The 13,253-nt window shown below is 45.0% G+C and carries 13 protein-coding genes; all 13 read left to right on the top strand.

The annotated features are described in order from the left end of the window. Positions 1-2 precede the first annotated feature (2 nt). On the top strand, positions 3-833 hold the full coding sequence (locus KH172YL63_RS19440; RefSeq protein WP_173107645.1) for a 6-carboxytetrahydropterin synthase: 831 nt from the start codon (positions 3-5) through the stop codon (positions 831-833). After that, positions 823-1,524 carry an SDR family oxidoreductase gene (locus tag KH172YL63_RS19435; RefSeq protein WP_173107644.1) on the top strand — a complete coding sequence of 234 codons (702 nt, stop codon included), beginning with the start codon at positions 823-825 and terminating at the stop codon, positions 1,522-1,524. The genes KH172YL63_RS19440 and KH172YL63_RS19435 overlap by 11 nt, the downstream gene beginning before the upstream one ends. Positions 1,525-1,536: 12 nt before the next feature. Further along, entirely contained in the window at positions 1,537-2,481 is a 945-nt protein-coding gene (locus KH172YL63_RS19430; protein ID WP_173107643.1) for an ATP-binding protein, read from the top strand. Positions 2,482-2,599: 118 nt separating this feature from the next. After that, a complete protein-coding gene (locus tag KH172YL63_RS19425; RefSeq protein WP_173107642.1) occupies positions 2,600-3,712 on the top strand; it encodes an alpha/beta hydrolase in 1,113 nt (370 codons plus the stop codon). Continuing rightward, the gene (locus KH172YL63_RS19420) at positions 3,699-5,270 is read left to right on the top strand and encodes a methyl-accepting chemotaxis protein (RefSeq protein WP_173107641.1); all 1,572 of its coding nucleotides are present in this window, start codon (positions 3,699-3,701) and stop codon (positions 5,268-5,270) included. Before KH172YL63_RS19425 ends, KH172YL63_RS19420 begins: the two co-directional genes overlap by 14 nt. A 13-nt stretch (positions 5,271-5,283) precedes the next feature. Beyond that, complete coding sequence (locus KH172YL63_RS19415) at positions 5,284-5,604, top strand: STAS domain-containing protein (RefSeq protein WP_173107640.1); 321 nt, start codon at positions 5,284-5,286, stop codon at positions 5,602-5,604. Next, positions 5,605-6,447: a PP2C family protein-serine/threonine phosphatase gene (locus KH172YL63_RS19410; protein ID WP_173107639.1), complete on the top strand. Its 843-nt coding sequence runs from the start codon at positions 5,605-5,607 to the stop codon at positions 6,445-6,447. It abuts the gene before it with no gap. 18 nt (positions 6,448-6,465) lie between these two features. Next, positions 6,466-8,517: a flagellar assembly protein A gene (locus KH172YL63_RS19405; RefSeq protein WP_173107638.1), complete on the top strand. Its 2,052-nt coding sequence runs from the start codon at positions 6,466-6,468 to the stop codon at positions 8,515-8,517. 18 nt (positions 8,518-8,535) lie between these two features. After that, positions 8,536-8,847, top strand: coding sequence for an STAS domain-containing protein (locus tag KH172YL63_RS19400; RefSeq protein WP_173107637.1), 312 nt, complete (start codon positions 8,536-8,538; stop codon positions 8,845-8,847). Positions 8,848-9,082: 235 nt separating this feature from the next. Beyond that, positions 9,083-9,445, top strand: a complete 363-nt coding sequence (locus KH172YL63_RS19395; protein ID WP_173107636.1) for a PilZ domain-containing protein — start codon at positions 9,083-9,085, stop codon at positions 9,443-9,445. A gap of 166 nt (positions 9,446-9,611) precedes the next feature. Continuing rightward, positions 9,612-10,463, top strand: coding sequence for a DegV family protein (locus KH172YL63_RS19390; protein ID WP_173107635.1), 852 nt, complete (start codon positions 9,612-9,614; stop codon positions 10,461-10,463). 587 nt (positions 10,464-11,050) lie between these two features. Beyond that, positions 11,051-12,538 carry an ATP-dependent helicase ComFA gene (locus KH172YL63_RS19385; protein ID WP_442858743.1) on the top strand — a complete coding sequence of 496 codons (1,488 nt, stop codon included), beginning with the start codon at positions 11,051-11,053 and terminating at the stop codon, positions 12,536-12,538. Continuing rightward, the gene (locus KH172YL63_RS19380; RefSeq protein ID WP_173107634.1) at positions 12,528-13,229 is read left to right on the top strand and encodes a ComF family protein; all 702 of its coding nucleotides are present in this window, start codon (positions 12,528-12,530) and stop codon (positions 13,227-13,229) included. The genes KH172YL63_RS19385 and KH172YL63_RS19380 overlap by 11 nt, the downstream gene beginning before the upstream one ends. Positions 13,230-13,253: the final 24 nt, after the last annotated feature.

Below are 13,253 nucleotides of genomic sequence, written 5' to 3'. Positions count from 1 at the left end.
GCATGCTTTATCTATCCAGGAAGTTATACTTTTCCGCTCTTCACATGTACAGGATCGAAGAGTGGAGCGAAGAAGAAAATCAGCGAGTATTCGGGCCTTGCAGCAATCCGAGCGGCCACGGTCATGATTATACGCTTGAAGTCATGGTGAAAGGTAAGCTGAACCGTGAGTCGGGAATCGTCGTTAATATTACAGACATAGACAAAGTCGTGAAATCATTTGTTTCAGAACAAATGGATGGAAAGTTCTTAAACAAAGAAAATGATCATTTCACGGAAAACATCCCGACCACTGAAAATATTGTCTCATTCATATGGGACTCATTGGATGGAAAAATAGACAATTGCCAACTTCATAAAATCCGCTTGCATGAAAACAACTTTTTATATGCTGAAAAGGAGGAAGGATCGATGGTCCGCTTAACCCGAAAGTATCATTTCTGTACTGCCCACCGGCTGCACAGTGAGCAATTGAGCAATGAGGAAAACCTGGCCATATTCGGGAAATGCAATAACCCGTTTGGACATGGACATAACTATTACCTTGAAGTGACGGTGCATGGCACGCCGGACCCGGTAACGGGGATGATCGCCAGTCTCTCAGAAATGGACGAAATCGTAGAACAAGAAATCATGAAAAAATTTGACCATAAGCATTTAAATTTAGATACGGAAGAATTTAAACATATCAACCCTACATCGGAAAATGTCGCAGTGGTGATATGGGAACTCCTGTCTTCGAAACTATCAAACCTCTTTAAAATCGGATTATACGAGACAGAAAAGAACTATTTCGAGTACTGCGGGGAAGAGGATGTGCGACATGGGGCATAGTGGAAGATTAACCGGTAAAACGGTCATGATCACGGGAGCGAGTAAAGGAATCGGTTATGAAACGGCATCACTCCTTAAGGAAGAAGGAGCTAACCTCGTGCTTGGAAGCAGGAGCATGAAAGAAAACTTGAATGAACGTGTACTCGAATATCCCCTTGATGTATCAAATGAACAATCTGTAAAGGATTTTACAGAAAAAGCGGTGGAGCAGTTTGGCACCATCGATATTTTGATCAACAACGCGGGGGTTGGAGTATTCGGGAGTGTATTGGATACAGACGTTGAGGACTTTGATCACATGATATCCACAAATTTACGGGGAGCTTTTCTGCTATCTAAATATGTGGGGAGGATCATGACCGAGAAAAGAAAAGGACATATCCTCAACCTGGTTTCAATCGCTGGTACGTCTGCTTTGCCTGGATGTGGAGGGTACTCGGCTTCTAAATTCGGTCTTCTCGGGTTAACCAAAGTGATGCAGGCAGAACTCCGTCAAGAAGGCGTACAGGTGACAGCCGTCATACCGGGCGCTGTCAGCAGCAGCTTCTGGGAAAAGATCGACCCGAAACCGGATATGAGTGCAATGATTCCAGCAGACGTTATCGCCAAGCATCTACTCTCTTTACTGACGCAGCCAGAGGGAGCATATGTCGACGAAATAACGATCATGCCGCCGCTTGGCATTTTATAGGGGGATATAACATTGAGGCGTCTATTTAAGAACGTATTTAAAGACACTTCACTCGATGATCAGCAACCGGCCTTACCCCCGGACATGACCTACAAAGACCTTCAATACAGAACAAAGAGGGGGTTTCTTGCGAAAAAATTAACTGAGTACGCAGGGATGGGAGCGATGGAAGGCGACGACTTATTTTATCGATCCATCTCAATGGACAGCGAAGCAGAAAGAAACGGAGAGTACGGGTTCTTTCTCGAAATAAGCGAACAGATGCTTGAATGGGCTGATGAAGGAAGTGACCTTCGAGAAGAAATCCATCGATTGACCATAAGGCCCGAAATACAAAATGCCATGCTGAAAGCGTATGAAATGTTTAAGGAAGAATTGTTCTCTGAAAGGAAGAGCTCGGAGCCGGTTGAGAACGCTCTTTCGTTAGAAGATGAGAAGTGGAAGGTATACAGGGACGTCATCCTCGCTTCCACCCAGGGAAAGCTTCTTCTCCTGTTGGAAAAGGAACTGACCGGATATAAACAGGGGCGTATACTGGCAGAAGGAACGATCCACATATTCTCCGACATACCGAGATGCAGAAAGCTCGCCCAGCAGACGCTTGAGGAAATGGGCTACAGCAACGCTTCGATCATGAGCTGGCTCCTTGTCCTGTCAGAAGCGATCACCAATACGATCAAGCATGGTGAAGAAGGAAAGATGACATTGATCGAGGATGAAGATCAGAATGAAATCCGCTTTATGATAGAAGACAAAGGACCGGGCTTTCCCCTTGAAGACCTGCCAAAAGCAACTCTGCTGGCAGGCTATTCCACTAAAAAATCGCTCGGACAGGGATTTACGTTGATGATGAAAATATCGAAGCAGGTTTGTTTGTATAGTAGCACAAAAGGCTCGACCATCATTCTGTCCTTCAATCGTGAAGGCCATAAAGGAAAGATTAATCAAACGGGTTAAAAGGAAGAACCGTAAACGTATACAAAGGTTTCAAACTCAAATGCTGGTTACCGAAATCAATCATCTCTCACTTGCTCAAAAGCAAACAGCATAAATAAAAATGAAAAGGAGATAAAGTATGATTCCTATGGATCCTAAAACCATCTCAAAAAATATTGATCGGACATTAAAAACCGCCAAGCTGTTTGATGTCTTCTGGGAAAGGTGGCTGGTGCACGGGGTAGATCATGATGACGTATCAAATGCCCGTCTTCATATGGATTCAGCAAAAGAGTGGAAGAATACATGGGAACGCCTTGCTGAAGAAAAGATGAATACAGGGAAAGGTCATGAAACAAGACTTGATTACCCAGCGGCAGAAACAGCGTATAAACAAGCATCCCTTTACTACTATTTGAACTATTGGCTGGACCCGATGCATTCTCCAGAAAAGGCCGGTTGGTATAAGAAATGCCAGCAAGCGATGAAACAAGCTGATTCAATATCGAACATCCCAACCATATATAAGGAGATCGTCCTTCCCGATCACAGTATCTGTTCAGGAAGAATACGTCTTCCCGATGATCCGGTCGGCGTCATCATCTCGGTTAACCCGATAGATTCTTCTAAAGAAGAACTTTATCAATATGAAATGGATTTTGCGGAAAAAGGGTTCATTACTTTGAGCTTTGACGGTCCAGGTCAGGGCGATACATTTTTATCCAACGGGGTGATCGGAACACGGCAAAATTGGGCGTACTTTATAGACCGGTTGATTGACTATGCCGAAGAAACGTATGGCGAGTTCCCTCTGTATTTATTCGGGACAAGCATGGCTGCCTCTTGGGTCCTGTACGGGAGTTCCAATCGAAAGGTGTCTAAAGCGGTGGCGGTGAGTCCGGCAGTCGAAATCGACAGAATGAATATACCAGCATATTTCCTTCAAAGGATGAAATGTTCATGTGTATACGATATGAAAAGTGAAGAAGAAACTGAAAGACTTTTTCCGAGATTTGATACGATACAATATCATTCCCCTTTGCTGGTATTTCACGGGAATAAAGATACGATGATCTCCGATGGGGAGATGCACCGGTTGTTCAATCGTATTTCCTCAGAGAAATACTTAATAGAGTTCGAGGATCAAGGGCATGTATGCAACCATAAATTAGAGGAGATTCGCCAGATTTCCATGGCGTGGTTTTCAGGAGAGTTGAAAATGAAAGAGGAACTGACATATGAAAGGGAATAATGTGACTTTAAGAAAACAATTTTTATTAAGGGTATTATCCATTTTGGTAGTGATAGCAGTCATTTCAGGATTTACCCAGCTTTATTTCATGAAGAAACAAATCGTCAATCAAACAAACGAACAGGCTGAAGCTGTGGCCAATACAGTGAAACGGGGCTTAGAACAAACAGAGCTTGCGACAGAGACCATTGAACATCAAATCGATCTGAAACTGGTTGCTCATATGAAGCACATCGCCACACAATTAAAAGAGAAAAGTGCAGATGAGATTACCAAAGAGGAATTGATAGACATCCGTGACCAATTGGGGCTGTCCGGCATTTCCATCTTTAAAGAAGCACCATCAAAAGATGATTATATCGCGGTACAATCAACCGAAGAACAAGAAATCGGATTCAGCTTCAAGAAATTCGGATATTATGAAGCCGGAAAACGATTGGTGAGCGGTGAAGTGCCTGAAGTTCCAGGCGCTACGTTTACGGATCAATACACACTTGTACTCCCCATTGCCCAGGCAGGTTCTGGTATAGAACAATCCGGATTTTATAAATTTGCTTATTACCATGTTGAAGGTACCGACTTTACGATCAACCCTTTCATAGAAGCAAACGAAGTCTATGAATATATGAAGAATGTCGGACCGGAAACCGAAATCAAACAGCTTGTAAAAGAAAGTGACATTGTAGAAGAAATCGGTGTGTTGAACCCTAAAGTGTTCGCTGATCCTTCGCTCGAAAAACAGATCTATCCTCCCGTGAAGAAGATCGAAGCGGGAACCTTTCGCTACGGTACGCCAAAAGATGAAGAAATGGTAGCAGATTCGAATCCTGTCACAATATCTTATATCGAAAAAGTGAAAGGGGAAAAACGCTACAAAATGTTCATCCCAATCGATGACAACCGAACCATTTACCTTTCACTCGACTATGAAAAGATGAGTGGCCCCCTCTACCGGCATTCAATCATCCTGATCATTTCTGGATTGGCATCACTCATCGTATTGTTCTTACTGACAGCGAGATTCTTCAACCGCATTTATGAAAATTTGCAGCACATCAAAAATCAAATCACTTCCTTGGAAGAAGGGGATTTGACGGTGAAAAGCGATATCAAAGACGGCAGTGAGCTCGAGCTTCTGTCGCAAAGCACAAACCGGATGGTGGACAAATTAAATCAGCTCGTTGCAGAAACCCATAAACAGGCAACAAAGGCCCAGCGGTTATCGATTTTACTCGAAGCGGAGGCGTCTGACTCCGTAGAAAAAATGTACACTCTGTCAACAGAAGCCACGATCAAAGCGAGAGAACAGCTGAATGAGTTCACGGCTTTTTTAGAAGATATTACAGAATCGATGAAGGGATACCCTGAGACTGGAAGCAGTGAAAAGATCCTTTCCCGGGTGGAAGCCTTGAAAGAAATTGCCCATGAACGCACTGCTGCCACAACAGACACGACGATTACATTGTCGGATCTGATTCAGTCCCTGCACGGGCAGGCAAGGGAACTGTCGGACATATCAAACAGATTAATCAAGTATATGGAGAAATTTACATTGTAAGGAAGCGATGCATATGGAAGAGTTGATGGTGAAAAAAGAATGGAAGGGTAAGACACTCATTTTGGAACTTCACGGGATTCTTGATATCTCTACGACAGGTTCCATTGAGCCGTACCTCGAGGATCTGGAAGACGTGAATGCTTTGGTGTTCGATTTCAGCGGATTGACGTTCATTGATTCAACCGGAATCGGTTCCATCATGAATGCCATCTACTTGTCGAATGAAAAACACTTCAAGCTTCAGCTTCAAGGCGTGAACGAAATGACGCATCAAGTATTTGAAATCGTGGGCTTGTATCAGATTTTGGATGCCTTGCAAGGGGAGGTCATCTAATTGTATAGAAATCGACTCTCGGTACCTCACGAGAAAGAAAATGAAAGCACAGAAGAGAGAAGCTTACAGCGTGAAATCAATCTGGCGAGGAACATTCAGTCCACCCTCTTGAATGGGGAAATACCGTCGTTTCAAGGTGGGGAAGTCGTTGGATCCTCTCTCCCTGCACGGCTCATAGGCGGCGACTATTACGACTTTTACCCGTTGATGAATGGAAAGATCCGCATCGTGATAGGCGATGTGATGGGAAAGGGCATCCCTGCCGCCATGCTTATGATTTTAACCAGGGGTGCTTTCAGGAGTGCTGCTGAAAGTACGCAGGGTCCAGGCGATAACCTGAACGCAATGAATCAAGCGATATACAAAGATTTGAGGGCGCTGAAGTCATTTGTCACTTTATTCTGTGCTGACTGGGATCCGGATACAGGAATACTCACATACGCAAATGCCGGCCATAACATCCCTCTCCGGGTGAATGGAAAGACGAAGGAAGTAACAGGTCTGCCGAAAACAAACGGCATCATGGTGGGTGGGCTTCCGAACCAGGTATACCAGGAAGAAACGATCAAGCTCAATGAAAATGACACGATCTTTTTCTATACAGACGGGATCGTGGAGGCGCAAAATGAGCAAAAGGAACAATACAAGCTCGAACGGTTAGTAGAGACCCTCTCCAATAACCAGCATAGGGCTGTCGGAGACTTGGAAAAATGCGTCATGGACTCGATTCAACACTTTACCGAGGGAGCTCCGCAAAAAGATGACATTACCATGGTGATTCTGAAAGTCACAGAGGAAACATCCAATATCTCTAGTTTGAATGCACCTGTTCTAAATATATAAGGTGGGAGGATGATTGATATGCCAAAGGTTGTTTCAAAGGGCAGAGATGTTAACGAAGCAATTACCATCGGTCTTCAACTGTTGGATGCCACAAAGAAGGAGGTAGATATTGAAATCCTTCAACAGGAATCCAGAGGTTTTATGGGAATAAGGGGGAAGCAGGCGGTTGTGAAATTAACGAAGCTGGAAAGAGAAACGTCTGCAAGTAATCACCGTGCTGCCAGCCCCGATCTTTTTGACGCATTTGAGAGATATATAGACGAAGAGGAACATAAAGAAGAGTATGTTTCAGATCCGGAGCCAGCCCCTGCTTCTCTTGCCGGTAAGGTGTGGGTGAAGGATGGGGAGATTCAATTTGTCCACTCCCCGGACTATTTTCCGATGGTCACAATCGGAGAAGGGATAGAATTATATCGAAATGACGTATTGATGAAGGAAAAAACCATCATTGTCTCTGAAGGCGATCACTTTGAAGTGAAAGTAAAAGGTGAAGAAAAAGAAACCAAGTGGTCTGTTACTATGGATACCCATAAACTAAAAGTCGAAGTCAAAGTCCAACCCGGTTACAAAATCACCAGAAGCATTCAGGATACTGAGCCGGCAGAACACATCACATTGGCAGCGAAAGAAACTAAACAAGTTAAAAATACTTTGCAATACGCCGATCTTATGACTGAACTGGAAGCGCTCCGGGTGATTCACGGGTTCCATCAGGATCAAATGATAAAAGCGACAGAAACAGAGGAAGAGGGCACATTCGTCATTGCAGAAGGGATCAAGCCCCAGCCAGGAAAAGACGGCTGGATTGAACTAATGATCGACGTGGAAGATGGGACGGGCGGCCCGCAACAAACAGAGGATGGACGTGTCGATTTTAGGGAAACAAAGTCCTTTCCTTCTGCAGAAAGGGGACAAGTCATTGCCGCTATTCATCCTCCTGTGCCAGGAAAGATGGGCTATACCGTCACCAATGAACCGCTTCCGGCCAAACAGACCCATCCGATTGTCCTCAGGGCAGGAAATGGCGTCAGCTTGGCTGGAGATAAAGTAATAGCCGTTGAAGCAGGGCGCCCTCATGTGGAAATCCGGGGAAAGCTGGTGAAACTCGCCGTTCTTCCAAAGCTTGTTCATCAAGGAAATGTAAACCTGACGTCGGGTAATATACGTTTCAAAGGTGATGTGGAAGTTACGGGTGAAGTGGAAGATGGGATGACTGTGGAAACAGAAGGGGATCTCACCGTCCATAAAACCGTCAACAATGCTACGCTCCGCTCATCTGGCGCCATTGTCACGTTCGGTAACATCATCAGTTCCGATTTGACCTCTGGAAAGAATAATCTTTTAATCGCAGAATTGGGTCAACTAATCGGAAATATCTACCGTGATGTTGATAAAATCACTGCGTTCATCCATCAGCTCACCCTGTCCCCGGCATTTAAATCAAGTGACTTCTCAAGGGGCGGCCTGCAGCCGTTGATCCGTATACTGTTGGAGAAGAAATTTATGGACTTTCCTTCACAGGTGAAGAAATATGTAGAGCTGGTCAGAAATGGCGGCGTATTGCTCGCCGACGATGACTGGAGTCTGGTTGGAGGGGAATTGACCCATTTCTTCTTATCTTTAACGAACGATGTCACTTCCCTGGATAAAATAAAGGAATTATCCATGAAAATGAAAGCACTTCATGAACTGAGCATCACCCCGGCAGAACAACATGCGTATATCACAATCCCAAATGCACTCAATAGCAAAATTTATTGCAGTGGAAACATCCTCGTGTTGGGAAAAGGGGTCATCAATACAAAGATGCACTCAAGCGGAAAGTTGAAAGTCAGCGGTGTTGTCCGTGGGGGAGAAGTATACGGTGAATGTGGAGTGGAAATCAATGAAGCCGGAGCGGTAAGCGGTACCCCGACGCTGATTACGGTCCCTTCTAATCAAACGATCGCCATCAAGAAAGTAATGGAAGGAACGATTATCAAGATCGGGCAAATCAGACATATTTTCGATCAAACAACTTACCAGATTCATGCCCACCTCAACCCGGACGGCAAACTTTTACTAAATTAAGTTGTGGAGGAATCATACATGATCCATTTTTCAACAAAAGAAGAAAATGAACGTCTAGAAGTGACATTCGAAGGAGACTTAGACATCGACAGCACCGAGGTGATCGGGGAACAACTCCTTCCCCTCATGGGAAAATATAAAAGTGTGCTCATAAACTTTGAACAGGTGCCCTTTGTCGATTCATCGGGCATCGGTTTGCTGCTCGATATGGTCCAAACCCTTGGGGAGGCAGGAACCGACGTCACCATCTCCCATGTCCAAAAAGACGTACAGGACGTGTTCGAGCTTCTTCAAATTCCTGATATTCTTGGAGAAGGCGTCGTCATTTAAAGAGGAAGAAAGTTTAAACAAACGTTTGATTAAGACGCGAAAACCCTTATATATCATCAGCTGAACACCCTAAACAAACGTTTAATTGAATTTATCACTACCACAAATCCTTCCATTTGCTATAATGAGCATATAAGAATGGATAATCCTCCATAGTAGGAACGGCTTAGAAAGAGGGTTCATCCTTGCGCTTATATTGAATAATCATTCTCAACTCTGCGAGAGGAGATGTGCCATGAAATATAGAAGAGATGAATCCTACCGTTTTACATTTTCCCAGCCGGTCCCCTGTTCGTTTACCATTATTGGGATCGGAGAGAAATCAATTCAATCCAAAACCGCCAAAGGGGAAATTGTCGACCTCAGCCCTCAAGGGTGCAGGATTCAGTCCCGATTGAATATCCCCATAGACCAGGAGGTCACCCTGCAGGTAGACTTTCAGCTTGATGAAGAATTCACCCAGATCCTTGCCGTCGGAGCCATCCAGTGGCAGAAAAGAAAAGGATTGGATCAATATCAGTACGGAATCAAATTTGAACAGGACCCAGTTCTGAAGAATTCGATTACGGAAGAATTAAAGAAATATGTAAAAAAATGATCAACCCGGGATCCGCTGAATGTCAGTGGATCTTTTTACTTTGAATCTAATGCAAAAAATAACAGATTCATATAAAATAGATAAGATACATAGCTTAGTATATACAATTGATTGAGAGGGCTCGTCCAGACTCTCTAAAAATAAAAAATAAGGATGGTAATTCTCTATGAAAACGGCAATTGTCACGGATAGTACCGCCTACATCCCGAAAGAATTGCGTGATCAACTCAACATACATATGATTCCTCTCAGCGTCATCTTCGGAGGAGAAACGTACCGGGAAGAAGTTGATATTACGGCAAACGAATTTTACGAAGAAGTCAGCATCCAAGAGAAGCTGCCAACCACTTCACAGCCGCCGGTCGGCCAATTCGTTGAGTTATTCCAAGAACTTTCAAAGGAATACGACGCCGTCATCTCCATCCACCTGTCGAGCGGAATCAGCGGAACCTACCATGGAGCCGTCCAGGCAGGGGAAATGGTTGAAGGAATCGACGTCTATCCTTACGACTCGGAAATCAGCTGCATGATCCAAGGATTCTATGCTCTGGAAGCGTCAAAACTCAGCCGTCAAGGCAAGACCGCTCAAGAAATCATTACGCTTTTAAATGAAATGAAACAAACCGTCCAAGCCTACTTCATGGTAGATGACCTCGCCCACCTCCAAAGGGGAGGCAGATTATCACAGGCACAGGCCATCATCGGAAGCCTGTTGCAAGTAAAACCACTGCTGCACTTTGCAGACAAAGTGATCGTACCGTTTGAAAAAATCCGCACGCGGAAAAAAGCACTGAAGCGAGTGGAGGATTTACTTGGAGAAGCAGTGAAATCAGGGGAAGCATTCCAGGCATCCATCATTCACGCAAACCGAGAAGAAGACGCCATTGCGTGGAAAAATGAACTGGAGGAGAAATACCCGAATGTTGAGTTCAACGTGAGCTATTTCGGTCCTGTCATCGGTACCCATTTAGGGGAAGGCTCGATGGGGATGGGATGGGCTCGGAAGGTGAGTCGATAGGAGGGTGCTGCGCTGGGGTTTTACATCTGTAAAAATTTGAACTTGCGTTAGTGGGTTCAATGTTTTCAGCAGACATTGGAGAAGAGAAACTTCTTGATATCATGCGGGACAGATTTTCGTTTTAGGAAGATGTCAGAATCGTGGCCACCGTATCGTTGATTTTAATAAAAAAAGGTTTTGACAAATAAGGGTTTGATCGTGGATCAGACTCTTTTCTTTCATTATTAGTCGTTTTTTGGACGGATCAGGTCTGATTTTTCCTGAAAAGCTGAAAATGAAGACACTTTTAAGTTCAGAGGAACCCCAAAACGTCAAGAAATTCTCCCTCCAGCCGATATATGAGCCGGTTTCCCGAACTTATGATCTCTTTTTTAAATATATGATCCCTTTTGGAAATATTTGAGCTCCGATTTTCATATATGAGCGGCCTCTCTCAATATATGATCTCTTTGTCGAAAAATCGCTGCTGCCTTCTTCACTTCAAAAACACATACCTAAAACGATTTATCCACCCTAACCAATTAATCAGCAGGAATTCCCTCCTCTTATGTCGAATGATTCCTTATCCAACACAAGGAGTGATGCGCTTGCGCTTTGCCTTCATCGATCAAATGTTGATTCCCGAGCCCCTTTTAAAAGAAAACTCCCATCCATTGCAAAGAATCTCGGATTTCCATGCCACATCTCCTCAACCCCTCAATCCAACCTTCCCTTTTTCACCTGACCTGCAATCCTTCCTCTCTGGACGATCCTTACTATTAGAAGAGCTCCCGTTTTCACTTAATACCCTTCAGGAGCATTATCAACATGGCTACATCTCCTATGAAAAAGGAATACAGGAAGGGAAGTGCCACCGCTGCGGAAATGATAAACCCCATTTGTTTGCTTCTTTTCATTGTGCCAGGTGCCATCAGACGTGTACCTACTGCCGGAAGTGCATCATGATGGGGCGGGTGTCTGAATGTACGCCGTTGCTGAATTGGCTAGGTCCGTCCCCAACAGCTGAGATCCCACGAATCTTCAATTGGACAGGTACCTTGTCGGATGCGCAGCAAAACGCTTCAAAACAAATGGTTTCTGCCGTGAATGATGGAAAAGACCTCCTCGTATGGGCGGTATGCGGCGCCGGGAAAACCGAGGTGCTATTCGAGGGAATCTACGAAGCTCTTCTCGACAACAAGCGGGTGTGTCTCGCCGCACCAAGGACCGATGTCATTCTCGAGCTGTCTCCACGACTCAAAAAGGTGTTCCCAGACACCCCGATTACCACCCAATATGGTGGATCTGAAGACCGACATACCTACGGACAACTCGTCCTTTCCACCACCCACCAGCTCTATAGATATCAGGACGCCTTTGACGTCATGATCATCGATGAAGTCGATGCCTTCCCCTATTCCTATGACCCTTCTTTGAAATGGGCCGTGGAAAAAGCACGAAAAGCCCAGTCCTCAACCATTTACCTGACTGCCACCCCTGATCGGGTAACCCAGCGGCAATGCGCAAAAGAGCAGCGACCCTTCATCCAAATCCCGGCCCGCTACCACCGGCATCCCATTCCCCTGCCAAAATTCCTATGGTGTGGTCTATGGAAGAAATCACTTCAGAAAAACCGCATTCCAACTCCTTTAAAAAAATGGACGGCATTAAAACTCCTGCATTCCAAACAGGCGTTGATTTTCTTCCCAACGGTCGAGCTGATGGAGAAATCCCTACCCTTATTCCAAGAAATGAATCCACTGATAGAATCGGTCCATTCTGAAGATCCCGAGAGGAAAGAGAAGGTCATGAGTATGCGGAATGGAGACATTCCAATTTTGTTGACGACAACCATTTTAGAACGGGGCGTGACGATACCGAATATCGATGTCGCAGTCCTTGGGGCGGAGGAAAAGATTTTCACGGAAAGTGCCCTGGTCCAGATCGCCGGAAGGGTGGGGAGAAGTGCAGACCATCCACAGGGTGATATCGTCTTTTTCCATTACGGGCGTACCGGTGAAATGGTCCGGTCCCTGCTTCACATAGATAACATGAACAAAGAAGCAAGGAAACGGGGGCTGCTTCATGAACGCTAACTGTTTGTATTGTGAAGGAGACCTGGTGGAGGTGATGACCTGGAGAGGTTTGTTTTACCGGGAGCCTCAGTTTCTATGCAGTGAATGTGAAAGGGGGCTGATGATAATAAAAGGAACTCGATGCCGTGTCTGCTCCAGATCGCTGGCAGATTTAGCACCTGAACTTTGTAGTGGGGACGTATGTCTGGACTGTGACCGGTGGGAAAGTGATCCTTCATGGAAGGGCATCCTTACAGAAAATCATTCTCTATATCAGTACAATGACTTCCTGAAGGAGTATTTGGCGAGATATAAATATAGAGGGGACTATATTTTGGGACAAGCATTTTTATCTGTCATTTCTTCTTACCTTAATAAACAGAAGTATGACCATATCACCCCGATCCCACTAAGTGATCAGCGACTCTACGAAAGAGGTTTCAATCAGTCAACCGTTCTCCTGGAAGAAGCAGAGGTCCGTCCCTCGCACCTGTTGACGAGGACGCATTCGGAGAAGCAGTCGAAGAAGACGCGGAGGGAGCGGCTTCAGCAGGAGCAGTTTTTTCAGTTGGGGAATGTGGATCTTTCGGGTGCAGCGATTCTTCTGTTTGATGATATTTATACGACGGGGACGACGCTCAGGCAGGCGGCGAAACGATTGAGGGAAGCTGGTGCCGATCAGGTGTCATCCCTGACCCTTGCCCGAGGTTAAAGCAATCTCCTTTCCTGCCGATAT

The organism is Bacillus sp. KH172YL63 (genome assembly GCF_011398925.1).
In the GTDB taxonomy this organism is placed as follows: domain Bacteria; phylum Bacillota; class Bacilli; order Bacillales; family Bacillaceae_B; genus Rossellomorea.
Note: the sequence above shows the minus strand (reverse complement) of the source record. Positions and strands in the feature narration are given on the sequence as shown.

What these genes read in the sequence shown, in the direction of transcription:
- KH172YL63_RS19435 (WP_173107644.1), top strand. Translation starts at nt 823, where the DNA reads ATGGGGCATAGTGGAAGATTAACCGGTAAAACGGTCATGATCACGGGA.
- KH172YL63_RS19440 (WP_173107645.1), top strand. Translation starts at nt 3, where the DNA reads ATGCTTTATCTATCCAGGAAGTTATACTTTTCCGCTCTTCACATGTAC.
- KH172YL63_RS19390 (WP_173107635.1), top strand. Translation starts at nt 9,612, where the DNA reads ATGAAAACGGCAATTGTCACGGATAGTACCGCCTACATCCCGAAAGAA.
- KH172YL63_RS19425 (WP_173107642.1), top strand. Translation starts at nt 2,600, where the DNA reads ATGATTCCTATGGATCCTAAAACCATCTCAAAAAATATTGATCGGACA.
- KH172YL63_RS19420 (WP_173107641.1), top strand. Translation starts at nt 3,699, where the DNA reads ATGAAAGGGAATAATGTGACTTTAAGAAAACAATTTTTATTAAGGGTA.
- KH172YL63_RS19380 (WP_173107634.1), top strand. Translation starts at nt 12,528, where the DNA reads ATGAACGCTAACTGTTTGTATTGTGAAGGAGACCTGGTGGAGGTGATG.
- KH172YL63_RS19400 (WP_173107637.1), top strand. Translation starts at nt 8,536, where the DNA reads ATGATCCATTTTTCAACAAAAGAAGAAAATGAACGTCTAGAAGTGACA.
- KH172YL63_RS19395 (WP_173107636.1), top strand. Translation starts at nt 9,083, where the DNA reads ATGAAATATAGAAGAGATGAATCCTACCGTTTTACATTTTCCCAGCCG.
- KH172YL63_RS19405 (WP_173107638.1), top strand. Translation starts at nt 6,466, where the DNA reads ATGCCAAAGGTTGTTTCAAAGGGCAGAGATGTTAACGAAGCAATTACC.
- KH172YL63_RS19415 (WP_173107640.1), top strand. Translation starts at nt 5,284, where the DNA reads ATGGAAGAGTTGATGGTGAAAAAAGAATGGAAGGGTAAGACACTCATT.